Annotated in this window: 18 protein-coding genes; 9 read left to right on the forward strand and 9 right to left on the reverse strand. The window is 56.4% G+C overall.

Going from position 1 to position 24,908, the window contains the following annotated elements; genetic code table 11:
• The first annotated feature begins 77 nt into the window (after positions 1-77).
• Entirely contained in the window at positions 78-698 is a 621-nt protein-coding gene (locus AC2IBB_RS16135; protein WP_486333857.1) for a TetR/AcrR family transcriptional regulator, read from the forward strand.
• On the opposite strand, the gene AC2IBB_RS16140 is transcribed toward AC2IBB_RS16135, so the two are convergent.
• The 4 genes from AC2IBB_RS16140 to AC2IBB_RS16155 form a co-directional block, all read right to left on the reverse strand.
• Positions 674-1,546: a hypothetical protein gene (locus AC2IBB_RS16140; protein WP_486333858.1), complete on the reverse strand. Its 873-nt coding sequence runs from the start codon at positions 1,544-1,546 to the stop codon at positions 674-676. The two genes, AC2IBB_RS16135 and AC2IBB_RS16140, sit on opposite strands and share 25 nt — an antisense overlap.
• 92 nt (positions 1,547-1,638) lie before the next feature.
• Positions 1,639-5,877, reverse strand: a complete 4,239-nt coding sequence (locus tag AC2IBB_RS16145; RefSeq protein WP_486333859.1) for a DUF6531 domain-containing protein — start codon at positions 5,875-5,877, stop codon at positions 1,639-1,641.
• Complete coding sequence (locus AC2IBB_RS16150; RefSeq protein WP_486333860.1) at positions 5,877-7,193, reverse strand: hypothetical protein; 1,317 nt, start codon at positions 7,191-7,193, stop codon at positions 5,877-5,879. The genes AC2IBB_RS16145 and AC2IBB_RS16150 overlap by 1 nt, the downstream gene beginning before the upstream one ends.
• A gap of 5 nt (positions 7,194-7,198) precedes the next feature.
• A complete protein-coding gene (locus AC2IBB_RS16155; protein WP_486333861.1) occupies positions 7,199-9,352 on the reverse strand; it encodes a type VI secretion system Vgr family protein in 2,154 nt (717 codons plus the stop codon).
• Between the two features lie 470 nt (positions 9,353-9,822).
• Here AC2IBB_RS16155 and AC2IBB_RS16160 point away from each other — a divergent pair, with 470 nt between their 5' ends.
• Entirely contained in the window at positions 9,823-10,293 is a 471-nt protein-coding gene (locus AC2IBB_RS16160; protein ID WP_486333862.1) for an Rrf2 family transcriptional regulator, read from the forward strand.
• Positions 10,294-10,413: 120 nt separating this feature from the next.
• Positions 10,414-11,481 (forward strand): alkene reductase, encoded by a 1,068-nt coding sequence (locus AC2IBB_RS16165; RefSeq protein ID WP_486333863.1) that lies wholly within the window; start codon positions 10,414-10,416, stop codon positions 11,479-11,481.
• On the opposite strand, the gene AC2IBB_RS16170 is transcribed toward AC2IBB_RS16165, so the two are convergent.
• The gene (locus AC2IBB_RS16170) at positions 11,478-11,975 is read right to left on the reverse strand and encodes a GNAT family N-acetyltransferase (protein WP_486333864.1); all 498 of its coding nucleotides are present in this window, start codon (positions 11,973-11,975) and stop codon (positions 11,478-11,480) included. The two genes, AC2IBB_RS16165 and AC2IBB_RS16170, sit on opposite strands and share 4 nt — an antisense overlap.
• A 175-nt stretch (positions 11,976-12,150) precedes the next feature.
• Here AC2IBB_RS16170 and AC2IBB_RS16175 point away from each other — a divergent pair, with 175 nt between their 5' ends.
• The 3 genes from AC2IBB_RS16175 to ccoG all read left to right on the forward strand — a co-directional run bounded on the left by AC2IBB_RS16175 (position 12,151) and on the right by ccoG (position 16,016).
• Complete coding sequence (locus tag AC2IBB_RS16175; RefSeq protein WP_486333865.1) at positions 12,151-13,026, forward strand: HpcH/HpaI aldolase/citrate lyase family protein; 876 nt, start codon at positions 12,151-12,153, stop codon at positions 13,024-13,026.
• A 45-nt stretch (positions 13,027-13,071) separates the two neighbouring features.
• Positions 13,072-14,481: an aminotransferase-like domain-containing protein gene (locus AC2IBB_RS16180; RefSeq protein WP_486333968.1), complete on the forward strand. Its 1,410-nt coding sequence runs from the start codon at positions 13,072-13,074 to the stop codon at positions 14,479-14,481.
• Between the two features lie 137 nt (positions 14,482-14,618).
• Entirely contained in the window at positions 14,619-16,016 is a 1,398-nt protein-coding gene (gene ccoG, locus AC2IBB_RS16185) for a cytochrome c oxidase accessory protein CcoG (protein WP_486333866.1), read from the forward strand.
• Positions 16,017-17,136: 1,120 nt separating this feature from the next.
• On the opposite strand, the gene AC2IBB_RS16190 is transcribed toward ccoG, so the two are convergent.
• The 3 genes from AC2IBB_RS16190 to AC2IBB_RS16200 all read right to left on the reverse strand — a co-directional run bounded on the left by AC2IBB_RS16190 (position 17,137) and on the right by AC2IBB_RS16200 (position 19,535).
• Complete coding sequence (locus AC2IBB_RS16190; RefSeq protein ID WP_486333867.1) at positions 17,137-17,685, reverse strand: hypothetical protein; 549 nt, start codon at positions 17,683-17,685, stop codon at positions 17,137-17,139.
• A 310-nt stretch (positions 17,686-17,995) separates the two neighbouring features.
• Entirely contained in the window at positions 17,996-18,451 is a 456-nt protein-coding gene (locus AC2IBB_RS16195; protein ID WP_486333868.1) for a hypothetical protein, read from the reverse strand.
• 328 nt (positions 18,452-18,779) lie between these two features.
• Positions 18,780-19,535 (reverse strand): substrate-binding periplasmic protein, encoded by a 756-nt coding sequence (locus tag AC2IBB_RS16200; protein WP_486333869.1) that lies wholly within the window; start codon positions 19,533-19,535, stop codon positions 18,780-18,782.
• 200 nt (positions 19,536-19,735) lie between these two features.
• On the opposite strand from AC2IBB_RS16200, the gene AC2IBB_RS16205 reads away from it, so the two are divergent.
• From AC2IBB_RS16205 to sodC, 3 genes are all read left to right on the forward strand, one after another.
• Complete coding sequence (locus tag AC2IBB_RS16205; protein ID WP_486333870.1) at positions 19,736-20,104, forward strand: hypothetical protein; 369 nt, start codon at positions 19,736-19,738, stop codon at positions 20,102-20,104.
• Entirely contained in the window at positions 20,025-20,768 is a 744-nt protein-coding gene (locus AC2IBB_RS16210) for a hypothetical protein (protein WP_486333871.1), read from the forward strand. Before AC2IBB_RS16205 ends, AC2IBB_RS16210 begins: the two co-directional genes overlap by 80 nt.
• Before the next feature lie 257 nt (positions 20,769-21,025).
• A complete protein-coding gene (gene sodC, locus AC2IBB_RS16215; RefSeq protein WP_486333872.1) occupies positions 21,026-21,625 on the forward strand; it encodes a superoxide dismutase [Cu-Zn] SodC in 600 nt (199 codons plus the stop codon).
• Between the two features lie 128 nt (positions 21,626-21,753).
• On the opposite strand, the gene AC2IBB_RS16220 is transcribed toward sodC, so the two are convergent.
• Positions 21,754-24,897: an efflux RND transporter permease subunit gene (locus AC2IBB_RS16220; RefSeq protein ID WP_486333873.1), complete on the reverse strand. Its 3,144-nt coding sequence runs from the start codon at positions 24,895-24,897 to the stop codon at positions 21,754-21,756.
• Between the last annotated feature and the right edge of the window lie 11 nt (positions 24,898-24,908).

Genomic DNA, 24,908 nt, shown 5'->3' on the forward strand with positions numbered 1-24,908 from the left:
CTCTCAAATTTTCAAAAGTAAACTGGAGAGTGTAAAATTCTCGGCATTGTTCACTTCAACACGACCTGGATAAGGCAATGGAAAAGAAAAAGAGTCTGAGCGAGCGCAAACGGGAAGCCATTCTGTCGGCGGCGGTCAGTGAGTTTCAGGAGTCCGGTTTTCAGGGAACCAGCATGGATCGCGTCGCAGAGCGGGCGCAGGTGTCCAAACGCACGGTGTACAACCATTTCACCAGCAAAGAAGCCTTGTTTATCGAAATTACGGAAGAGGTATGGCGCAAGGCGATGGACGCCACCGCGTATCCTTACCAAAGCGACGCCCCCCTGGCGCCACAACTCACCGCCATTGCGGAACAGGAACTGGAGCTGCTGGGATCAGAAGGCTATATCGCCATGGCGCGCATGGTGCTGGCGGAATACATGCTGTCCCCCGATCTGGCGCGGCAGGCGATGAAAAAAATGCAGGAAAACGAAGGCGGCATTAAACGCTGGTTAAAGGCCGCTATGGCGGATAAAAGACTGATCAAGGCTGATCCGGAATTCGCCGCCACCCAGTTCATGAGCCAGATAAAAGCCTTCGCCTTCTGGCCGCAAATCGTCGGCCACGCGCCCAACCCCACGCAGGCGGAGCGACGTGAGATCGTCGCCGCTGCGGTGGATATGTTTTTGGGGCGTTATGTCGCGCCGAAAAAATCGTAGTAGGCCATTCTGACCCGGGTTAAGAAGTCCTGCTCAACAGGCCTGGAGTCTGTCCTCGGTGTTTTATCCGCCAAGGACATGAGCTCATGTTTGATCTCCGGCGTCGCCAGGCCAAGCTGTGTTCTGACGTGTTGAATGGCCATGACTTCGATTGGAACTATGTCAAAAGGAGCGAATCTGAACTCCGGCATCGCCACCTGTCGCGAGCGGTCTATATGAGATAAGTGATAGTCACAGACGTGTGTGAGGGCTGTCGCCAGCGCATCCGCCTTGTCCCACCCCTCTATCACCTGTTGGTAGACGCCCAGATTATCCTGTGCAGGCGCCTGGTGAGTGTGGTCCTGGGTATACACCCCGTGAAGCCAGAGCATGAAAGGCTCAAATGTCCGCTGGGGCCAGAAGTCCGGGTCAATCGCGTCGTCGGCGGCCATACGGGTTAACAGCTGAGCAGCCTCTGCGGCCGGGGAGCTCTGGCCCGTGGCGATAAACCACGCCAGTACGCAGGCGGCGTCTCCGGTATAGGTCGTCAAGTTCGGACTGGCTATGAGCGATTTCAGAAACTGGGTTTTGAAAAAGCTCTCTGAACGGAGCTTCAGAGACCAAAAGAAATGATTAGCCGCTGCGTCAATGTCCTCCCAGCCGAGAGGCTGCCCATCGGCGACGCTGACGCATCCTCTGGCGCCATAGTAGTTGGCCATCACATTGAGGGTATCGGAGAGGTCTATGAATGACTCAAGAGAGGTTTGCTCGAAGTTATCCTCGGCGTCTTCTATCTCCTCGTCGATCAGATCGTCTCTTTCGGAAAGCCACTCTCGCTTGTGCTTTAAGATGGTGTCTATTTTGCTCATAAGCTGCTCAATATCTGAAAAATCATATGGAAATTACGCGCCCGTCTGTCCAGAAACCACCTGGCTGCCCTTGTAACCATCTGGTCGTCCTGCTAACCATCGGGACATCTGGGCCAGGGGGAGACTCTGATTGCCTTCAACACGACAGGATGCCCCTTTGAGTTTCTTTCCAGCTCCACGCCAATCAACAAGCCAGAAACACTTAGCGGATCTTTTCTGAACTCTCTGAGAACCGATCTGGCCTGCTTCTGAAACGCTCTTGACGTGCTCTTGTAAGCGCCGGTTCCTGTCGAGGCCTCTTTTAAGACCAGCTCGATAAAGTTGTGGAAGTACTCCTGGCGGTCAGAGGGTTTGCCTACCGCGTCTTTGACCGTAGCTTTAACTTCGGCGACTGTCAGGCGTCCCGTTGGCGAGCGGGCGACGATATCAATGCCGTTGTTGCTTTTGTTCTGAATGGCGGAGATCTCAGTGTAGCCGCTGTCCTCCAGCAGTTTCGCCGCGAAATCTTCGCCAATATCGCCAACAATTTTATTGAAGTTCACCAGACCGAATGGGTCCAGCAGCGTAAGAGGATCTTTTACATAACCCTGTAGCCTCAGGCCGCCTAGCAGCCCGGAAGGGTCTTGGGCGACGTACTGTCCGCTCTGCGGATCGTAGTAGCGGAAGCGATTGTAATAAAGACCCGTTTCCACATCTTCATACTGGCCCTCCCATCGGAAGGGGCAGTCGGTTTTACTGCCGCTGAGGTTTTTAATTTCGCCCCAAACGCTGATATCCGCAGACCACACGGATTGCCCTGTCTCGTCATACATGGCGCAGGGCGTTCCTAAATAATCGGCGATGATGGAAAAATAGTCGTCACCTACTTGTTTGGCCATCGGCGTAAAGCCTTCCGGCTCGAACAGCCAAGTGACGAGTTGGTTTGCCTTTGCGTCTTCCAACCCAGGAGGAGCCTGAGCCTGAACCGGCTGACGTGTAATGTCGGGACGCCCAGAGATGCTTTCCCTTGGCGAAGAAGATAAATCATAGGCCGCGCGCTTCATGTGGGCGTCAGGTTTCTGCACCCACTCATGCAGAGGGTTATTGCCGTCCCAGATCCAATGGGTGGTGCGACCATTAAACGTCTTGCTGAGGCGTCGGCCAAGGGCGTCGTAGACAAAGGTGACGACACGGCCATCAGGACGCGTGACTTTCTTCAGCCTGCCGGAGACGCTCCACTCGTAGCGCCAGACTTTGCCACCAGGCTCGGATTTGGTGATCAGATTGCCTTCCAGGTCATACTCGTAGTGGACGACACCCTGATTAGTGCGCATCCACAACAGTTGGCCGCCGGCCCCATACTCTCTGTCTTTGCGATTGTACGACTGGAACAGATTCCCCACGGCGTCCGGCATTCGCAGGTCCATCTCGCCGTCGCCATAGCGGGCGGAAACCAGATGACCCAGCTCGTCATGGCTAAATACGGTGACGCCGCGCTGGGAATCGTGAATCTTTTCCAGGCGCGCATTCATACCCCAGAAGTAGGTTCTGGCATGCTGATTCTTGTCGCCTTGGGACAGGGTGTGCTGGTGAGGACGTCCGAATTTGTCTCTTTTCCAGCGGCTTGAGACGCCGCCGGGCAGATGGCGCGCCAGCTCGCTCCCCAAACTGTCCCGTTCAATGGAGATCGTAAAGGCGTCCTCGCCCATGGCGACAAGGGAGGCGTTGTTGAACTTGTCGCGCTGGAAGCGTTGCGCTGCGCCCAGTGAGGAGCTGAGTCGAGTGCGTCGGTCCTCGCCATTGAACTCTGAAAGCACCCAGTGTTCGCCGTTGCTTTCTTTAATGATCCTTCCAATGACGTCACGTTCAAACGCCAGGGACGCATCGGCGTTTACCGCCTTCATGAGCTTGCCGTCTGCGCGATACTGATAGCGTTCTTCTTCTCCGTCGCTGTGCAGTACGCGCACAATCCTTCCCAGCGCGTCATAGGCGTAATCAGAGTAGCGGCCGCTAGAGCGCGTCACCCGACGAATCTGTCCTGCAGGATTGTATTCACAGCGGCGCAGCAGACCGTCGAAGCCCGATTCGGTTAATATCTCCCCTGAAGGGCCGAGTTCGAAACGGTAGGCATGGCCATGCTCGTTGATGATTCCGATCAACTGCTCTTCCGTATCGTACTCAAACTGAAGCGTGGTTCCCGCTTGGGCGCGAGACGCCATTTTGCCCAATCCCTGATAGGTGAAATGGACATCCTGCTGAGCGTCAGTGGCGCGAACCACATTACCTTCCGGGTCATAGTGAAACGTTTTAATGTTTCCATCCGGCTCCGCTATCTCAACCACGCGACCAAGCAAGTCGTATTGGATGCGCTTCTGATTGCCTTGCGGATTAGTGGAGATAGTTGTGCGCCCATGATTATCGTAAACCCATTCCTGCTTGACTCCTTTGGCTGACGACACAACGCAGGGATTGCCATAACCATCATATTGAATGGTGGTTTCGTAGCCTGATACGTTGATAACGGAGGTCAGTTTTCCATTCTGGTAGGCATAGCGGGTGCGACGATTGAGAGGGTCAGACTTCGCCACAAGCTGATCGTTCTCATCATATTCCCAGCGCCATTCGCCATCGTTCAGATCTTTAGCCTTGATGAAGTTATCCCGCTCATCGTACTCCATCTGCAGCGTCGAGCCGTCCGGCTGGGTGATCTGCGTGAGGTTGCCGCGAGGGTCGTAATCGTAGCGCGTCGACAGGCCCAGTTCGTTGGTTTCGCAGGCGATCTGGTGGAACGTGTTGTACTCGTTCAGGACTACGCCGCCGGAGGCGGTTTCGATTCTGTGGGGCAGGGCGCCGTCGTGGTGGTAAACGGTCTGATAGCCGAGGGAGTTCTGTACGATGGTGAGGCTTTTCTCATCGTCGTAGACGAGCTGGTGGTTATAAATACCGCCGTCGCCCCAGGTATGAATACAGCGGGCGTTGTGGTCAACGCCGTCGTATTTGAAATAGAAATTCAGGCCGTTGTAGCTGGTCTCCTGACAAAGCAGGTGGTTCTGGTATTGATAGCTAAACTCACTGCCCAGAGCGTCGCGGGTCGCCACCAGGTCGCCGCCGTAATAATCATATTCCACGGCGCAGTAAAACTCGCCGGCGTTATCCGGGTGCGGCAGCAGGATGCGACGGATGCGGTTGTCCGCATCGCTTTCAAACTGAATGCGCCGTCCGCCGCTGTCGATGATCCGGCTCAGGCAGCCGCCCGTCGTGTAGTGAAACTGAATGCTGGCGTCGCCAGTGGCGTCGGTGATGGCGCTCAGATAATGCACCGTTGTCGCCTGCGAAAGGCTGGACGTCGCCGCCGGCGTGAAGCGGAGCCAGTTGCCGTCGGTATGTTTGAGACGATAGCCCTGATCGTCCCGGTGCAGGGTCATGCGCTCCTGGCGGTTAAAGCTTTCTTCTCCTGCCTTCAAGGCTGGAAACGCCATATGCCGGCCGTCCTGCATCATCACTGCGACGGCGCCGTCTTCTTCGATCAGTTTCCAGTCATAGTTGTGATGCCAGCCGTGACCGAGGGAGCCCTGATAAATCGAAGAGCTGAACCAGGTGCGCTCCCAGGACAGAGGAATCGGGCCAGGCAACTGGAAGTCGATCCAATCCGTAAAAACCTTGCCGGAGGCGACATCCACCGGGTGCCCGGTGACCGCGCAAACGCCTTTGTGAACGCGGTTGCGGACGCTGGGCGGCGCGCCCAGTTTGTCCATGAGCTTGTCGGCTTTCTTATGGATGGCGTCGGAGATCTTTTTGACGCGCTTACTGCTTTTCTGCATCTTGCGCATCTTTTTGAACGCGGCGCCTAAACCGGCCAGTCCGGCGGTCGTGGCCACGCCCATGGCGTCCACCGTGGGCGGTCCGCCGATCATGACCGGCGCGCCAATGGGAATGGGCAGCACGGTGGTGGTGGGCAGCACCATGCCGTAGGACTTCTTGGGTTTCTTGGCGCGAATGGGCGCCAGCATGCCCACGCTCTGGCAACTCAGCACTGGTAGCGCCGTGAAGCTGAAGGGCGCGCCGTCCGCCACCACAGTGGCGCCGCCCATGAAAATCTCGTCCTCGTTCCCGGGCGGCATGACGAACGGGCCGCCCATGGGAATATGGGGGATGGGTTTGCCCGCCGTACCTGCCGTCGCGCGGGGCACGCCGTTGACTTTCACCGTGCCGCCGAAGATCGGCAGGTAATCCAGCACATCGAAAATAATGCCGATATGCGGATGGGGGATAGGAATGGGCGTTCCCGGCGGCAACGCCAACAAATGAATATCGATACCCAGTATGGGATCAAAATGTTTGGCCGCCAGCATCAGACTGTCTCCGCCCTGGCGGCGGGCGCTTGCCGCCAGCCTTCGCCCAGTAACTCACTCATCTTTGCATGAACGACGTCTTTGTCCTCTTTGGTCGACGCTACCCGCAACAGGGTCTCGCCAAGGTAGGGCAGTGTGGTGTATCGCCGTTGCTCCGGTTCAATAGCTTCCGCCGCCTTGAGTCCCCTCAGCGCGCTTTCCCAGGCGTAACCTTTGAGCTTCAGGCGCTCCAGACAGTAACTTTGCAAGCGCCAGCTTTCCACGCACATCATGGCGTCCTCCTGGGCCTCGGCGAGGTCGGCGCTGCGGCGGAAACTCCTGGCGGCTTCCTCATAGCGCTTGTCGCTCAGATAGGCGCTGGCTTCGCTCATGTGCGCCTGGAACAGCAATTTGTCGCAACCGGGACGCTCCGCCTCGACGCCTTTCAACGCGCACTGTTGCGCCTGCTGGTAGTCCATGAGCGCTTTTTCGGGAAGCCTGGCGTTCAGGTAGCCGGAGGCCCGCAACAACAGCGTTGAACACTGCATGTCAAACCAGGCCTGTTCTGCGGCGATCACCAGCGCGCGTTCCGAGCGCTGCTGCAGGGCGGGCAGGTCGTTGTTCTGCACGGCGTAGTTCATATCCACAAAACACTGGCGGAACTCCGCGCCGGGGGAGCCGTCATCCGCTTCCTCCATGATCTTGTTCATAGCCTCCCGCAGATTCAAAGGCGGCGCCTGGCTGAAAATTTGCGCGGAATAATCCTGGGCCAGTCTGGCGAAGGCGGGGCGCTGCGCGTTGTCGATAATGATCCATTTCAGATTGCCGCCCCAGAGCTTGTAATCGCGATGAATCTCGCAGGCCAGTTGCAGCCAGCGTTGCAGTTTCTTGATGTCGCTGACCGCGTGAGGCTGGATGGCGATCACCAGGGTGGAGAAATAATCAGCGAACGCATCCAGAATCTGGTGACAGCTTTTGTACAAGGCGTCGTGGCCGCTAAGCGCTTTTTTCGAGTCGGGGGCGCGCCAGGAAAATACTTCTTCGTCCTCATCCTCGTCTTCCGCACTGGCGGCGACGCCGGCGGCGATTGCCCGGTTCAGTTCCTCCGCCAGGTCATAGCCGAAGCTTTCCAGACTTAAAAACTCCGAATGCAGGGCGACAAAAAACTCGCCGGAGGTTTCATCAAACTGCTCCCGCATTTTCAGGAACCCAGAGACCAGTTGACTGGCGTCCGGGTCAATATTCCAGCGCAGAATCGGGCGCTCGCTCGCGGCGAACGTCTCCCATTGCGCGTCGAGTTTTTCCAGCTCTTTTTCGATTGGATTCTTTTCAGTCATGAGGCTCAGTTCAACTTGATCATCGGACCGGACAAGGACACCCCGGCGCCATCGACTTTGATAGAGCTGCCGCCAATGGTGATGGTGACCCCGCCGTCGTTGATCTGGATGCTGGTTCCGCCCACCCGCAGGGAAATATTGCCTCCCGCCGCCAGATCGATGTCCGTGGCGGTGGTGCTGGTCTTGCCGGTGACGGTGACCGTCTGCGCATCCGCCTGCACGCTTTGCAGACCGCTGATGGTGAATTTCTGACTGGACGCGGTCACTTCCTGCGCTGAGCCCAGATTGACCTTCTGATTGGTTGCGCTGACGGTCTGATCCGCCGACAGGGTGAGCGTCTGGTTGGTGGCGTTCTGGGTGATGTTGCCGGAGACGGACTCCGTCTGGTCCGCGCCCACATTGAGGGTTTGCGCCCCGGTGACGGAGTGGGTCTGGGCGCCGGTCACCGACACGTTCTGCTTACCGGTCACGGATACGGAGTGGTCGCCGCCGACGCTGAGAGCGCTGTTTCCCGCCACCGAATCCGACGCATTACCGCCAACGCTGCTGGTGGAATGGCCTTTGGCGTTGGCGCCGATGTTGTTTTTCACCTCCATGTTGAAGTCTTTCTCAGCATGGATATTCAACGACTCTTCGCCTTTCTTGTCGTCGAACGAAATTTCATTGTAATTGGAGGTTTGCCCGCCTTTGGTGGATTGCGACTTCACTCCGAACCGGGACTTGTTGTCCGGCAGGGAGTAGGGAGGCATGTTGCCCTTGTTGTAGACGCCGCCAATCACCAGCGGGCGGTCTGGATCGCCTTCCAGAAAGGTGGTGACCACTTCCTGGCCAACGCGGGGGATGCCCATGCTGCCCCATTTCTTACCCGCCCAGGGCGTGGCTACCCGCACCCAGCAGGAGCTGTTTTCGTTGCGTTCGCCGTAGCGGTCCCAATGGAACTGCACTTTGATGCGGCCGTACTCGTCGGTGTAGATCTCGTCGCCGTTTTTGCCGCAGACAATGGCGGTCTGGACGCCGTCGATACGGGGTTTGGGCGTGTTCAGCGCAGGGCGGAAGCTGACATTGTCCGGCAGGCATTCGAAGCGGTTGAAATACACGCTTTTCTCTTTGTCCGCGCTTTCCGGGTTGCCGGCGCTGGTGTAACCGCCTTCATAGGCGTAATGGCGCACCGCAGTAACAACGAAACTCTTGCGGTTGTCAGTGACGCATTCTTCTGACTCCAGCATGAACTTCCGGCCCACCAGCAGGTGCGGCTGATTGCTTCTGCCATTCACCCGCGTGAAACGGCTCTCTTCTTCCTCCATGCGCAGCTTGGTCAGGCGGCGGCCGCGATCCTGGTCTCCGAAGGCGCCCGGATAGTCGAAGCGCTCGTAGGCGGAAGCGCCTCGCAGTTCGTTCAGGGCGGAGCATTCCGCCAGCAGGGACTGATCGGACTTCTCAAAGTTAAAGTCGCTCAGACTCCATTTACCGGAGAAGTATTGATAGCTGCGGCGCCACTCCTGAATATAGTCGCCGTTGCGGGGGCGGGAGCTATGTTCAATCTTGCGGGGCTCCATAAGGGCGTTGGTGGACTTGTCGTCCGCCAGCACCAGCAGATGTCGCTTCTGCGCCTGCTCGAAATAGAAATAAATGCCTTCCTGCTCCATCAGGCGCAGGGCGAAATTCAGGTCGGATTCCCGATATTGCACGCAGTATTCCAGTTCCGGGTACTCGTTATACAGACCGGTGAAACGGAAGTCGGAAAAGCCGGCTTCGGTGAACACTGTTTCCAGGATTTTGGGGGCGGTCATGTTCTGAAACACCCGGCAGTCGGTGTTCTTGCCCAGAAACCACAGCCAGGGAACCAGCACGGCCTTGTAACCGTACAGCCCCCGCTTTTCCAGTCCGGTGGACTCGAAATAACTCACGTGCCCGCTGAACACGCGAGGGGCGCCGCCGTCGGCGCCAATGGTGACCTGCACTGCTTCTCCGATGATGTCTTCCGCGCGAATATCCCGCTTGTGGGACAGCAGGTCCACGTCATACTGGAACAGTTGCGAATACCCTTCCTGACCCCGAAAGTGGCGCAACAGAAACACGTCCTTGCCCAGTGGCGTGTCGATGCGGATGGGGCGGGTGTCCTGGGTGTAACGTCCCTCTTCAATAATTAAGGCGTCCATAAGGAACTCCATGTTGGCGAAAGTGGCGTGGATTCTCCCGCCATTCCTGCCGAAATTGTGTGATCTGCAACGTTGCGCGCAGGCGGCCCTGGCGGCTGGCGAGGAGGACTGTCTCCTGTTGCGCAAGGGGGGGATGGCGACGCCTTCTCCTGGCCTGACTGCAGCGAAAACGCTGAGGTTTTCTTGCGTTCATTAGATCATAAACCCCTGTAACGACGCCATGGGGTGAAACGCTACAACTTGTTGTTATTTAACGATAAAATGAGTGGCGAATGGGCGTGGGGCAAGCTTGGCGAGGCTTCCGCTGCGGCGTTACGATACGATGGCGGAGCAAACCGAGCTGGATGGAGAGGGCAACCGACGGCGACCGGTCCTGTGCTTGCGTTTTCCACCCCAAAATACAATACTTCGCCCGTAGCCCTTGAGATAAGCGGCCTGCGCCAGATTCCACCGACGTCAAAGGTAATGTTGTGCCCACATCCACCCGTTTCGCAGTCGCGATCCATATTCTCGCCGACTTGGCTCTGCATAAAGGCAAAGCGGTGCGCTCAGAGGATATCGCCTGTAGTGTGAACACCAATGCGGCGGTCGTGAGACGACTTTTGGGCGTGCTGGCGGATGCGGGCATGACTCGTTCGCAACTGGGCGTGGGCGGCGGCGCGTTGCTCGCCAAGCCGGCTGATGAGATCTCTTTGCTGGATGTCTATCAGGCGGTGGAGGAGCCCAACTACTTCGTTCTGCATCGCTCTAAACCCAACCCCAAATGCTATATCGGCTGTAACATCACGTCGGTGCTGGAAGACGAGTTCCAGCGAATTTCCGCTACCATGGACGCTTCTCTGGCGCAGACCAGTATTGCGGATGTGGCGAGGCAGGTGGCGGACAATGCCGGCGTGTATTATCGCTGCGTCAAGCAGGAGGAATCTGAAGACGCCGATTAAACGACAAAAATTTTCTTGCTATGTGTAACAGTGTTGGTTACATTGTTTCCCATTGTTGGGGGCGAGCACTACATTGCCGTTGGCGGCCCCTTTTTTATCGCTATCCAGGGAGATTGAACGATGGCTTCCTTATTTGATCCGATCCGTATCGGCGATTTTGAACTTTCCAATCGAATTGTTATGGCCCCGCTCACTCGCAGTCGCGCAGGCGGAGAAGGGCGCATTCCCAATGAGCTTATGGCGCAATACTACGCCCAGCGCGCTACGGCGGGTCTGATCGTCAGCGAGGCGACCGCGGTGATTCCGCAGGGCGTGGGCTACGCCAACACCCCGGGCATCTGGTCTGCGGAGCAGGTGCAGGGCTGGAGGAAAGTCACTGACGCCGTCCATGCCGCCGGCGGCAAAATCATTCTGCAGCTCTGGCATGTGGGTAGAATCTCTGATCCGGTATTCCTGGATGGCGAATTGCCTGTCGCTCCCAGCGCGATTGCAGCGGAAGGCCATGTCAGCCTGCTGCGCCCCATGCGCCCATTTGTCACGCCGCGCGCTTTGGAGCTGGATGAAATTCCCGCTATCGTGGAAGGCTTCCGCAAAGGCGCGGAAAACGCTAAAGAGGCCGGGTTTGATGGCGTGGAAATCCACGCAGCCAATGGTTATCTGCTGGATCAGTTTCTGCAGGATGGCGTGAACAGGCGCACCGATGAATACGGCGGCTCTGTGGAAAACCGCGCGCGCCTGTTGTTGGAAGTCGCCGACGCCTGTATTTCCGTCTGGGGCGCCGGGCGCGTCGGGGTGCATCTGGCGCCGCGCAGTCCTTCCCACTCCATGTCGGATTCCAATCCCGTCGCCACATTCGGTTATGTTGCGCAACAACTGGGTGAGCGCAAGATAGCCTTTATCTTCTCCCGCGACCCCATTGTCGATGACGAATTGGGCGGAGCCCTGCGCAAGAACTTCGGCGGTGCGATTATCGCCAATGAAGAGATGTCTAAGGAGCGCGCGGAGCAGTTGATCGCGGAAAACAAGGCGGAAGCGGTGGCTTTTGGACGCCTGTTCATCGCTAATCCGGATCTGCCTGCGCGCTTTAAAAACGACGCTGACTTTAACGATCCGCACCCGGAGACGTTTATGCAGCTCGGCGCGGAAGGCTACGTGGATTATCCCAGCCTGAGCGAGGCGACGGCTTAAAGCGATTCGCCCACAGGCATTCTGAGGACGTACTGTGGGCCCGCCCTGCCGCCCAGATATTGCTCGCCGGTGTCGATAAAACCGCCGCCGATGTAGCAGCGATAGGCGGCCGGGTTTCGGCAATTTACGGTGAGGACGATGGAAGGCCTGTTGGCGTAAGCCTTATCCAGATAGGGCTTCAATGCGCGGGCGGCGTTCTTGCCGATGCCTTGACCCTGCCTGCCAGCGTCGATCAGGAAGGCGCGCAATCCTAATTCGCCGTCCAGTGTGAACTCGAAATTCTGGTGATAGGCGACGTCGATAATAAAAAAGCCGACGATTTCGTCGCTCAGCGTCAGCACATGACAGTGATGCTCTGACCTCACTGCTTGCAGAATCTCCTGCGTATGACCGACATAGGGGACTTGCTCCTCATGGACCTGGAGCGCCAGCACCGCCGGTTTGTCTTCGTCCCGCATTCTGCGGATCTCTAACTTCTTAACGACCACGTCCATACAGCAACCCTGTTCTAACTATTGAGCGATAAAACCAGTGGACCCCGTCCAGAGTGCGCCAGTTATAGCGAGACCGGTTTAAGCGATAAAAGCTCAAATATAACAATAAAGTAGCTTATCATGTTAAACGCCTTCATCATTCTGTTTGAACCGGTTTTACAAAATAGGCGCTCTCATGGATCAACCACCCGCTACCTCCTATCATCACGCCAGATGTTACCTGTTTATTCCCTCCACTCGGCCGGAGTTTGTCGTCAAGGCGGGCGGTCTGGATGCGGACGTCATTATCGTAGACCTTGAGGACAGCGTGCCTCACGACGCTAAAGATAAAGCCCGGGCGGCGGCGCCGCAGATCGTGACGGCGCTGCGGGAGAAAGGCAAACGCGTGGCGGTGCGTATCAATGGGGATCTTGAGCATCTGGCCGCAGATCTGCAGGCGTTGCCGCTGGCGGATCTGCATTCGGTGTTCCTGCCCAAGACCCAGGAAGCCGGCGTGATTCGTCTGATCTGTCAGTATCTGAGCGTACTGGAAGCGCGGCAGGCGCTGGCCCCGGGCGTCACGGCGCTGACGCCGCAAGTTGAAAGTTGCAAAGGCGTGCTGGACTTACGCGACATTGCCGCGGCGTCGCCGCGGATAAAGGCCTTGGCCATGGGCTCAGAAGATCTGGCGGCGGAGCTGGGAGCGCTGGCCTCGCCCGACAGCCTGCTGGCGGCCTGCCAACAAATGGTCCTGATAGCGGGCGAGCGGCGTATCGATGCGCTGGGGCTGCCAGGCTCCATGGGCGAATTCAAAGATCTGGATAGCTATGCCGCCAACCTCGCCAAAGCAAAAGCGCTGGGCTTCAGCGGCGCTTTATGCGTTCATCCCAGTCAGATTCCTTGCGTTAATCGCGCTTTCGCCTACAGCGAGGAGGAGACGCAGTGGGCGCAGCGAGTGATCGCCACTATGGCGCAAGCGGAGCAGCAAGGTCAGGGAGCGGCGAGTCTGGACGGCCGTATGCTGGATGCGCCTGTGGCCGCTCTCGCCAAGCGTATTCTGGCGCGCGGTTAGCGCATGGCTAAGCAGCGGGATCTGACAACAAAGCATCAAAGCAGGATGAAACGCTACGAGCAGTTGGCGAATGAAATCGCGGACCTGATCCGCACTGGCGTGCTGCCGGCGGGAAGCCGTGTTCCGTCGGTGCGAAACGCCAGCAAGACCTACGGCGTCAGTGCTTCAACAGTATTTGAAGCCTATTATCTACTGGAAAATCGCGGGCTGATCCGCTCCCGACCGCGCTCCGGCTATTTTGTTTGTAATCAGCCCAAGCACCCCGCGCCGGCGTTGGAGAAACGTCGGCAAACGCTGACCTCTACCTCTGTGGACGTCAGTGAGCTGGTGTTTTCGGTGCTGGGCTCCGTGCGCGACCCCGCCATTACGCCGCTGGGCTCGGCGTTTCCCAGCCCGACGTTGTTCCCCATGCAAAGACTGGCGCGCTCTATGGCCAAAGCCACGCGTCTGATGGACCTGCGCTCCGTCGTTGCGGATCTGCCGCCGGGCAACCGCGACCTGCGTCGCCAGATTGCGTTGCGGTATGTGATGGAAGGCGTGTCCGCTCCTCTGGAGGAGCTGGTCATCACCAGCGGGGCGATGGACGCGCTGAACCTGTGTTTGCAGGCGGTCACGCAGCCTGGCGATCTGGTGGCGATAGAATCACCCGCTTTTTACGCCAGCCTGCAAGTTCTGGAGCGTCTACAGCTTAAAGCGGTGGAGATTCCTGTGGACACTGGGACCGGCATGGACCTGGACGTGTTGGAGCAGGCGCTCAACAAGCATCCAATCAAAGCCTGCTGGCTGATGTCGAATTTTCAGAATCCGGTGGGGGTCACCCTGTCGGAGGAAAAGAAGCGACGACTTGTCGGCCTGCTGCGTCAACGCCAGATTCCATTAATTGAAGACGATGTGTACAGCGAGCTGTACTTCAGCGCCCATGCGCCCAAGCCCGCCAAAGCCTTTGATGAAGAGGGGCTGGTCATGCATTGCGGCTCGTTTTCGAAGAGCCTTGCTCCTGGCTATCGCATCGGTTGGACCGCTGCGGGGCGTTTTGCGCAGCAGGTGGAGCGATTGCGTCTGATGACCACAATTTCCGCCTCCATCCCCGCCCAGGCGGCTATTGCGGATTATCTGCAACATGGCGGTTATGATCGCCATCTGCGCAAGCTGCGCCACAACTTGGAAGTGCAGCAGAATCAGATGCTGGCGGCCATTGATCGCTATTTCCCATCGCCAACCCGGGTGACGCGTCCGGATGGCGGCTATTTTCTGTGGCTGCAACTGCCTCCCGCCGTTGATTCGCTGGCGCTGTTCAAACTGGCGCTGGAGCAGGGCGTCAGCATCGCACCGGGACCGATATTCTCGGCTACGCGTCAGTTCCGCCACTATATTCGCCTCAACTATGGCCACCCATGGGGAACGGAGTTCGAACAGGCAATGGGCATATTAGGCCGCCTTGTTCGCTCATTTTAATAACAGATCAGGCATACCCTTCAGCGATAAACCGCCATCTGATATGGTTTTTTAAATCTTTTCTGAAACTGTTTGTTGGTCGCGCTTCCCTGAATAATTCGCCAAACGTTTGGAAGTAAAAAGGACGGTGGCGGCGAATGAGCGAGCATATCCCGGTTCACAATATTGATGCGGTGACGGTTGATCTGTATGAATCCCGAACCAAAGTGCATACCCGAAGTTTCAGTGGTCGATTCAGGCGCTTGCGTCTGTTGGGCGGATGTCTTCTGTTCGCTCTGTACTTTGGGGTCGCCTGGCTAAACTGGGGAGGGCGGCAGGCGGTGCTGTGGGATATCTCGTCGCGAAAATTTCATATCTTCGCCAGCACCTTTTGGCCGCAGGATTTTATCCTGCTTTCCGGCATTCTCATCATCAGCGCTTTCGGCCTGTTCTTTCTGACTGTCTTCGCGGGACGCGCATGGTGCGGCTACGCCTGTCCGCAAAGCATGTGGACCTGGGTGTTCATGTGGGCGGAGAAGGTCACGGAGGGGGACCGTAACCAGCGTATCAAGCTGGATAAAGCGCCCCCAAGCCTGGACAAAGCGACTCGACGTATCCTCAAACACGGGCTGTGGGTCGTCATCAGTCTGGCTACGGCAGTGACCTTTGTCGGCTATTTCACGCCAATACGGACGCTGGCGGCGGATCTGGCCACCTTGCAGGTCGGCGGCTGGAGTCTGTTCTGGATCGGCTTCTTTACGGTCGCCACCTATTTGAACGCCGGCTGGTTGCGGGAACAGGTGTGCTTCCACATGTGTCCCTATGGTCGATTCCAGTCTTCCATGCTGGACGAAGACTCTCTGGTGGTCACCTATGACGCGGCCAGAGGCGAATCCCGCGGGCCGCGCAAGAAAAATGCGAATTACCGCGCTCAGGGGTTGGGTGATTGCGTCGACTGCAGCCTGTGCGTGCAGGTCTGTCCCACCGGTATTGATATTCGCGATGGGTTGCAGATGGAATGCATAGGGTGCGCCGCCTGCATCGACGCTTGTGACGCTATTATGGCGAAAATGGGCTATGAATCGGGTCTGGTCCGCTATACCGGCGACCGAGCGCTGCAAGGGGGCGAGGCGCGTATAATACGGCCCCGTCTGGTGGGATACGGGGCGGTATTGCTGTTGATGATCGGGCTGTTTTCCTGGGTGATGGCGACCCGGCCGTTGTTGTCCGTGGATGTCGCCAAAGACCGTGGTCTGTTTCGTTATAACTCGGAGAATCGTATAGAAAACGGGTACATACTGGATATTCTTAATAAAGATAATGAGCCTAAAACGTTTCTGATCAGCGCGTCTGGGCTGGACGGTTTGGACCTGGGGGGAGAGCGTCGGATCACGGTCGGCCCCGAAAGCTCAGTGACCGTTCCCGTCACCCTGTCGATGCGCCCAAACCAGATCCAGCAACGGTCCAGCGATGTGTTCTTCGAAGTGACGGACGCTTATCGCCCCGAAACAGCCGTCGTCAAATCGAGCCGTTTTACCGGACCCGTCGTAAGGTGAGGCGGTCGGGGTAAAAGGGGCAAGCCTTTTATCAGGAGCGTTAATAAGCCTGGGGGAATCGGTGGGGGCCGGATTCCCCCAGCTTCATTCGCCCGGGTGGGCCCTTCGACAGGCTCAGGGCGAACGGAGTAGGGAATACCGTTCCTCATTTACATCAGGCGTTCGTGGAAATCGCGATGGGGACCATGTTAGAGCACAAGCAGGGAAAACCGGTTTTATACCATCCGACTCCTCGCCCTCATCCTCCCCGTTCGCCCTGAGCCTGTCGAAGGGCCTCCCAGAGCGCCAGCGGGTTAATCAATGCCAGGCGAAGGCTTGAAACCGCAACAGCAAGAGCAGGAAACCAGGTTTTATACCATCGACTTCTTACCCTCACCGCTTCCGTTCGCCCTGAGCCCGTCGAAGGGCCTCCCAGAGCGCCGCGGGTTAATCAATGCTAGGCGAAGGCTTAAAACCGCAACAGCAAGAGCAGGAAACCTGGTTTTATACCATCGACTTCTTACCCTCACCCCTTCCGTTCGCCCTGAGCCCGTCGAAGGGCCTCCCAGAGCGGCCAGCGGGTTAATCAATACCAGGGCGAAGGCTTAAAACCGCAACAGCAAGAGCAGGAAACCAAGTTTTATACCATCGACTCCTTACCCTCACTCCTCCCCGTTCGCCCTGAGCCCGTCGAAGGGCCTCCCAGAGCGCCAGCGGATTCAATCAATGCCAGAGAGAAGGATTGAAACCGCACCGGCGTGTGCAGGAAAACTGGTTTTATACCATCCGACTCCATACCCCCATCCTCCCCGTTCGCCCTGAGCCCGTCGAAGGGCCTCCCAGAGCGCCAGCGGGTTAATCAATGCCAGGCGAAGGCTTAAGACAGCAACAGCAAGAGCAGGAAACCAGGTTTTATACCATCCGACTCCTTACCCTCACTCCTCCCCGTTCGCCCTGAGCCCGTCGAAGGGCCTCCCAGAGCGCCAGCGGGTTAAGCAATGCCAAGGCGAACGGATTACGAACTGAACTTTGAGCGTCCTTCTTTTTTGTATAAAGACGACAGGGCCTGATATGCGCAGACCCTGTCGTTGAAGATATTGGCTTAGTTGTAATGAGGCGACGCTGTTGCAGGTAGAAGCCGCTAGAGGTAAAGCGACTTTTCTTTTGTGTACAGATACTCCAGATCCTGCGCGCGTTTCACTGGTTTTTGATCTTTCTGGTCTGAGCTATCACTGATGGCGTAAGCGCTTGAGAATAAACGTCTTTTATCATGCCTCATGGCGATTGGAGCGACAGTCGCCAGTTTCCCTTGCTCATAGCCGCATATGCCGTGAAGGGCGTCAAAGCAGGCTGTAGGGCCAATATTGACTAGCTGCTTAACATTAAGCTCATTTTTCCTGGCGAACAGAGTCAAAATGCATTTTTTGATTTCCTGTCCGGTCAGCTTATTAAAAGAGTCGGTCCAGCCATTAAATGCAATCGATCTTATCCGCTTGGCTGCATCCGCCCTGAATAGATTAAAGGTGGTGATGAGGGTAAGCTGGCGGATAAGGCTGCTATACAGGTTTCTGGTTTCCTCCTGAGACAGATGAACTTCCGTAAAGGTATTTTTGAGAGGAGAAAATGTGACTTCTTTTATGCTGGGCAATGACTCAATGGAAGGAAGGGAGTAATCGACAACGAGCGTCATTGACTCTGGACTGTAACTGAGCTCCCAACATTGTGGGAAATACTCTGGATAGCGTATGGAACCCAAATTAATATCGCAATAATCGATAATCGCATAGGGCGCGCCTTCGAAATATGCTTCTTTGGCGCGTATTATATTCTCGCTTATTTCCCTTTGAATCTTTTCATATTTCAGCTTTCTCCAGCACCATGCCTCTCTCATTAATGCAAATGAATCCAGAGAAGCTTTATTATGCGCCTGTGCGACAGCTTTGTTTTTAGCCCAGTCTTTCTTATCAGAGAGATATAACCTTTCTAATTCCTGCTCTTTCTTATACTTTTTGCGAGGGAAGATAACGTGCCAAAAGGTACGGGGAACCTGATAGATCGCGTCGGTCCTGACTGGCTCTGGAGGGATCTATTTCCAATTGAGGAAGGCTGGGTTCAGTGATTGGAAACTCATCCTTTTCCAAAATCCGGCTCCAGGTGGAGGCGCCGTTTTCCGAGAGTTTAATGTGTAAGAGGTTGTTTAGATAGCTTATTTCCCTTTTGGCGTCATGGGATTTGATTTCTGCGGCAGCTTTCTTTTCTTTCACTGTATTGGCGCGACCCTCTAACTCTCTCTTCTTTCTCTGGAGGGCCAACCTCTGTCTCCACATGTCATTCCATTGTTCTTTCTGGATATGTACTTTCTTATTAACCAGATATTTATCATGCCCCCTTATAATTCTAAACTTGCCCAACTTTTGGTGTCTGACTTCGACCTCCCAAACATCTTTGATGTCCATGCGCTAGCTCTCCATCAAGTTGTCCTTGCCTAGTAAAGATGAAATTCATTGGCGCATACGTCTGTTTATATTTTTATGTGTTATTTGTTGCTTCTTAAAAACGTAATGTTTCAAGCAATAGGGGGTATTTTACTTTGGATCCTGAAGATGCTGTTCATACTTTAGTACAACCAGACACAAAAAAATAATAGCTTCAATCCTGGGTATTGCAAGGAGTCAAACATAGCGGGTTGTGAACCGGGTTGGAGCGGCGGCTCCTGGGGGCTGAGGGAAGGTTCTCTCCTGAGCGCTTATGTTTTTCTAGCAGCTGAGCAAAAGAGCGTATGCGCTATAGCTCTTGTTTGTCTTCCCCGTGTTTTTTCAGTATTCGCGCTTCGGTTCCGTCTTTGCGAATCATATCCAGGCCCAGGTTGAAGTCGTGAATGATTTTCTGATAATCGGGATTTATCTTCGACACGCAGTTGTGAAAATAATTGGTGTGTAGAGGCGGGTTCACAAACGCCAGCTTGTGGGCCTCGGAGGTGAACAGGGTATTCACCAGCTGCACAATCCTTTGCTTCTTTTCCACTACCAGATCAAGCCTCCCCGCCAATAGTTTACGGATGTTGGTTTCGGCGTCGAACGCATACTCCATGTTCAGGTATTCCGCTTCCGCCTTATCGAACTCAGGGCTGACCTTGGAGTTGCTGATATGGCCGATCCGGTAGGGTTTGAGGTCCTCGATTTTGTGGTAGGCGATGGCGCTGCTTTTAAGCTTCAGCAACATGACCTGAGCAACGCCGATGGGTTTGGAGTACGCCAGCTTCTGCGCCCGTTCCTGGGTGTAGTACGCGGCCAGTAACACATCATATTCGCCGTCGATACTTTTGGTGAGCGCCCTTGACCAGGGAACAAAGCGAAAGTCAGTGGCGTAACCAACTCGACTGAAGGCGGCCTCGGTAATCTCAACCAGATAGCCTCCTTTCTTTTCTTCGTCGCCAGCGACCACAAGCGGCTTTTTCTTTGCGAAGACCGGCCCGGAATTCAATATCACCGTGACAATAAGGGCGAGTACGCCGCCTATCTTCCAGGTCCTATGGTTCATAACGATTCACTCTTTCAGATAAAGCGTAGTGCGGCATTGAGCGTCGCATGAGTCCTTGGCGCCATGGGTTGCGGTTGTTATGCGGTTATAGAAAAGTATAGCTCACCGGGTATAGACGTTATTATTTATGAAGTTTTTAACATTTCGTGATAAAGGGAAAGTGCTATGCCGCACAGAGTAATGAGTTTTGAGGAGCATTTATGGAAATAGTGTCCGCCTGGCTGCTCTACTACCGAGCTTCCATGGACCCTTTCTCGCCAATGAATTTCGATGGGTCTGAGTACATCGTCGGCATTGCCGTGGTTCCCGCCACGTCCATGAGAGAAGCGCTGGATCTGTTCGACAAGTATTTGGCTGAAAGCAAAATGAAGCTGATGGACCTCTGGAGGTGCGAACAGTACAAAGGTCCTATCGGCATAGGAGGACCTATTCATGAGCCGTCTCTGAAGGAGCCTGAGCTTGGCGTCGCCGCCTCACAGGCATTGGAGAATGACTGTATCTATTGTGTTGGCGGTATTTCCTCTGAAGCATTGGAATACTGCGATGAGCCTGACCATGATGAAAGTTAGGGGAGCGCTGACCCTTGCAGAGGGCCGTTATGACTGTAGAACCAACGTCTCTCTGGCCTTGGATAACGAGGCGCAAGAAAAAGACGTTGTGGTAAGAACCTGTTTGCACTCGTTTAAGGAATGGCGGTCGACCTGTCATGTTTACGGCTTTCCATTTCCGTTTCTTGCTTGGATACGCGGCGAAAACGTAGAGGCCGCTATCGTAGACAGTCGCGAAGTCTGGGTGTTCAGCGTGGACGCAACGCGAGGGCAAGATATTGTTCAGGCCATTCGCGTGGGCATGTTCTTTTTCAAGGTGACCGCGGATGACCTGCTGCGTGACGTCTATGTCAAGAATCTGGATGTGGGGGATGCGCAAAGCCCATCGCCGCAGGCCTTGGTGAATGGGAATCGGGCGTTATACCAAAACGTCTGCGTTGCTCTCAGAGAGGCCGCAGGCGCGCTGACGTACAGCGGCGAACTTAATGTCTGGACATACAGCCACCAAAACAATCCGAGAATGCCGCAGACAGCCTTGCATGAGGCTTTTTTCAATGCAGGAGCGACCTCTGTTATGACCGATCGCATCAAGAGCCATTGGACGCGGGTCGGCAATAATCAGGGCGATCCCGGACAGCTCTGCAAATCGGATTTACATCGGGCGATTTTCTCGGGAGGGGGATAGTGCGATCAAAAGATGATTAACCTGCCAATTCAACTCTGCCAGACGATCTGCGCAGGCCGTAAAAGTTACAGCCGGGTTGCACAAGCTACAAACCTCAGTAATCGATGAGTCGCCTTTGAATAGACGGGGCAGGCCGTCATCGCCGCTCCGCTGCGCCTTGCCTAGACACTGGCATAGACTTTGACTGGTATCTCCTGAAGTGAATGAAGCCTGTGATGAATGCGGGCTTCTTCCGTTGCATTCGAACAGGAGGATACATGATGCATAAACTGGCCATTACCGTCGCCGCTACGACCCTTGCGCTGAGCGGCGCTTTGAGCGCCCAGGCGCAAGAGGCTACACGGGTTTCCGTTAATAAAATCAGCGACCAGGGCGTGGGTGACAAAATAGGCTCTATCATTCTGGAGCCCACCCCGCATGGCGTACTAATCCGGCCGCTTCTGGAAGGCCTGGAGCCGGGAATGCATGGCTTTCATCTGCACGAGAAAGGGAGCTGCGAAGCGGCGGAAAAGAGCGGCGAAATGACGGCCGGCGCGGCGGCCGGTGGGCATTACGACCCTGACAACGAGGGTGGACATACCGGTCCGTTTCGTCCCGGACACAAAGGGGATTTGCCCGCGCTGTTTGTCGATGAAGATGGAAACGCCAATCAACAGGTCCTGGCCCCCAAACTCAAAGTGGAAGACATGCGCGGGCGCGCCTTGATTATTCATGAAGGCGGCGACAACTACACCGACAAACCCGACCTTGGAGGCGGCGGCGCGCGCGTCGCCTGTGGCGTGGTGATCGACGAGGACTTCCAGTCGCAATCCGCTGTACCGCAGGAAAAGCAGCCGAAGGATGACAGCGCCAGTTAGCGCGGAAGCGTTGTTGACGTAATAACGTGAAGATCGCAACCGCCGGCTGTTTACGAGAAATGAAAGAGCGAAGAAGAAAAGGCCTGCATTGCGCAGGCCCGGATAATAGAAGGTAATCGCGGGTCTGTTTAGCCTGCTGCCGGCTGAACGCTCCCGGATTCGATTTCGTCGCCGACGGGATCGTCCTTATGCTGCCGCGCCAGCAACACATACAACGCCGGGGTCACAAACAGCGTGAACAGGGTGCCGATAGCCATGCCGCCCACCAGCACCAGTCCAATGGAGTTACGGGCGGCGGCGCCAGGGCCTTCCACCAGGGTCAGCGGGAAGTGGCCCGCCACTGTGGCGACGGAGGTCATCAACACCGGGCGCAGGCGGGTCATGGCGGCCTGATGCACGGCGTTGAGCTTATCCATACCCTGCATTTGCAGCTTGTTAGCGAATTCCACGATCAAGATGCCGTTCTTGGAGATTAATCCCACCAGGGTCACCAGTCCCACCTGAGCGTAGATGTTCATGGTGGTGGTCCAGCCGTTGGTCCAATAGGGCATATTCGGGTCCGGCATCTTCAATGTGGTGAAGATCAGGGCGCCGAACATGGCCAGCGGGGCGGAGCCCAACAGAATCACAAATGGATCGCGGAAGGAGTTGAACTGCACCGACAGCACCAGGAAAATCATCAGAATCGCCAGCCCCAACGCGGGCAGGAACTTGCCTCCTTCCGTGCGTAACTGACGGGACTCGCCGGTGTAGTTGATGGTGTAGCCCGGCGGCAGAATTTCTTCCGCGGCTTTTTCCAGCACCTTCAAGCCTTCGTCCAACTGGGCGGTCATACCGGACAGTTTCACCGCATTGAGCTGTTGAAAGCGGTTCAGTGAGCGCGGCACGGTGCTGTCGCTGATCGTAGCCACAGCGCTGAGGGGCATTAACTGTCCCTCGGGGCCGGAAACATAGATGTCCTTAAGCTGATCCGGATTCAAACGCTCCACGCGCGACACCTGGGGAATGACCTTGTAGGCGCGTCCATCCATATTGAGGCGGTTGACGTAATTGCCGCCTAGAGCAGCGCTCAAGTCTGCGCCAATTTGCGCGTTGTTGAGTCCCAGCGCCGCCACTTTGCGATGGTCGATCACCACTTCAGACTGCGGCTGGTCGTACTTCAGGTCGATATCCGGCGGGAAGTAGAACAAGCCGCTTTCCATCGCTTTCATCTGCAGTTGTTGCGCGAGTTGCAGCATCTGTTCCGGCTCCGCGGTGGAGGCGATCACAAACTCCACCGGGAAGTTGCTGCCGCCGGGCAGGGCGGGGGGCTGCGCCGCGAATACTTGCAGACCGGGAATCGCGTTCAGCTGATTCTGCATATCCATAACGATCTCAGCGATAGAGCGGTCCCTTTGATCCCAGGGTTTCACCACCATGCCGCTGAAACCGCCGACGCCCAGCGCCGCTGCAAAAGGGTCGGACGGCGATAGCAGAATCTGGAAAGTCAGATCGCGCTCCGGCGCGTTCAGGAAGATCTGTTCCGCGGCGTGGCCGAAGTGCGCTTTCTGGTCTGCTGACGCATTGGCGGCGTTATTGATGATGCCGAACATGAAGCCCTGGTCTTCCAACGGCGCCAGTTCTTTAGGCGAAAACATGTACATGGGGATCACCATCAGGCTGAGCCCCGCCCAGATGGCATACACCGCCGGGCGCGCGCGCAGGACCTTTTCCAGCACATTGCCGTAGCCGTCGCGCAAACGGTCGAAGCGATGATTGACCCAGCCGGTGAAGCCTTTTTCTTCGCTTTCCGCACTGCGCAGCAGTTTCGCGCTCATCATCGGCGACAGTGTGAGGGCGACGATGCCTGAAATAGTCACCGCCCCCGCCAGAGTCAGGGCGAATTCCCGGAACAAGGCGCCGGTGAGACCGCCCTGTAAACCGATAGGGGTGTACACCGCCGCCAGGGTGATGGTCATGGCGATGACCGGACCGATCAACTCCCGCGCGCCAATGCGGGCGGCCTCAAGCGGACTGCGGCCTTCCCGCAAATGCCGCTCGACGTTTTCCACCACGACGATGGCGTCGTCCACCACCAGCCCGACGGAAAGCACTATCGCCAGCAGAGTGAGCAGATTCAAAGTGAACCCGAACATCTGCATCAAAAAGATTGCGCCGATCAAGGAGACGGGAATCGCCACAATCGGCACCAGCACGGAACGGAAAGAGCCCAGGAACAGGAAGATCACCACCACCACGATCAACAGGGTGTCGGCCAGCGTGCCCACCACTTCATGAATGGCGTTGTTGATGTATTCCGACGCGTCATAGCCGATGCCGCCCTGCAGGCCGGGGGGCAAGTCCTTCGTAATGGCTTCCAGGTCCTTGCGCACCCGCTCCACCACTTCAATCGTGTTGGCGCTGGGGAGGGGGAAGATGCCCATGAACACGGCGGTCTGGGCATTGAAGCTGACTTCGGTGTCATACTCCTCCGCGCCCAATTCCACATCGGCGATGTCTTGGAGACGGATGATGGTGTCGTTCTCCTGCCGGATCACCAGCTCCTGGAATTGCTCAACGGTGTGCAGGTCCGTGTTGGCGGTCAGGTAGGTCTGTACGAAACTGCCCTTGGTGCTGCCCACCGGCGCCAGATAGTTGTTGGCGGCGAGGGCGTCGCGCACTTGCGCGGGGCTGATGTTCAGCGCCGCCATGTGGTCCGGCTTCAGCCATATGCGCATGGCGAAGGTGCGGGCGCCGAAAATATCCGCCCGCTGCACGCCGGACAGAGCCGCCAGTCGCGGCTGCACAACCCGCACCAGATAGTCGGTGATCTCGCTTTGAGACAATGAGTCGGACCAGAAGCTCAGGTACGCGGCGGCGAACTCCGAGTCGGCGGATTGCACGCTGATGGCGGGCAGCTCCGAGCCGGCGGGCAGTTCGTTGCGCACCTGGTTCACCTTGGCGGTGATGTCCGCCAGCGCTTTGGTGGGGTCGTAATTGAGTTTCAGGCGGGCGGTCACCAGGGACAGTCCCAGCATGCTTTTGGACTCAATGTAGTCCACGCCGTCGGCGGAAGCGATAGCGCGTTCAATCGCGGTGGTGACAAAGCCCCGCACCACATCTGCGCTGGCGCCCACGTATTGCGTGGCCACTGTGACGGAGGCGTTCTCGCTCTGCGGATACTGTCTTACGCTGAGTGAGTTCCAGGCCTGCACGCCAGCGATGATAATGACGATGTTGACCACTAGGGCCAGCACCGGACGCCGCACGAATATATCAGTGAAAGCTTTCATAATCGGCGGCC

The organism is Hahella sp. NS-SX17, assembly GCF_057367735.1.

Coding starts and splice junctions, on each gene's coding strand:
- AC2IBB_RS16135 (WP_486333857.1), top strand. CDS start 78: ATGGAAAAGAAAAAGAGTCTGAGCGAGCGCAAACGGGAAGCCATTCTG.
- AC2IBB_RS16140 (WP_486333858.1), bottom strand. CDS start 1,546: ATGAGCAAAATAGACACCATCTTAAAGCACAAGCGAGAGTGGCTTTCC.
- AC2IBB_RS16145 (WP_486333859.1), bottom strand. CDS start 5,877: ATGCTGGCGGCCAAACATTTTGATCCCATACTGGGTATCGATATTCAT.
- AC2IBB_RS16150 (WP_486333860.1), bottom strand. CDS start 7,193: ATGACTGAAAAGAATCCAATCGAAAAAGAGCTGGAAAAACTCGACGCG.
- AC2IBB_RS16155 (WP_486333861.1), bottom strand. CDS start 9,352: ATGGACGCCTTAATTATTGAAGAGGGACGTTACACCCAGGACACCCGC.
- AC2IBB_RS16165 (WP_486333863.1), top strand. CDS start 10,414: ATGGCTTCCTTATTTGATCCGATCCGTATCGGCGATTTTGAACTTTCC.
- AC2IBB_RS16170 (WP_486333864.1), bottom strand. CDS start 11,975: ATGGACGTGGTCGTTAAGAAGTTAGAGATCCGCAGAATGCGGGACGAA.
- AC2IBB_RS16175 (WP_486333865.1), top strand. CDS start 12,151: ATGGATCAACCACCCGCTACCTCCTATCATCACGCCAGATGTTACCTG.
- AC2IBB_RS16180 (WP_486333968.1), top strand. CDS start 13,072: ATGAAACGCTACGAGCAGTTGGCGAATGAAATCGCGGACCTGATCCGC.
- ccoG (WP_486333866.1), top strand. CDS start 14,619: ATGAGCGAGCATATCCCGGTTCACAATATTGATGCGGTGACGGTTGAT.
- AC2IBB_RS16190 (WP_486333867.1), bottom strand. CDS start 17,685: ATGACGCTCGTTGTCGATTACTCCCTTCCTTCCATTGAGTCATTGCCC.
- AC2IBB_RS16195 (WP_486333868.1), bottom strand. CDS start 18,451: ATGGACATCAAAGATGTTTGGGAGGTCGAAGTCAGACACCAAAAGTTG.
- AC2IBB_RS16200 (WP_486333869.1), bottom strand. CDS start 19,535: ATGAACCATAGGACCTGGAAGATAGGCGGCGTACTCGCCCTTATTGTC.
- AC2IBB_RS16205 (WP_486333870.1), top strand. CDS start 19,736: ATGGAAATAGTGTCCGCCTGGCTGCTCTACTACCGAGCTTCCATGGAC.
- AC2IBB_RS16210 (WP_486333871.1), top strand. CDS start 20,025: ATGACTGTATCTATTGTGTTGGCGGTATTTCCTCTGAAGCATTGGAAT.
- sodC (WP_486333872.1), top strand. CDS start 21,026: ATGATGCATAAACTGGCCATTACCGTCGCCGCTACGACCCTTGCGCTG.
- AC2IBB_RS16220 (WP_486333873.1), bottom strand. CDS start 24,897: ATGAAAGCTTTCACTGATATATTCGTGCGGCGTCCGGTGCTGGCCCTA.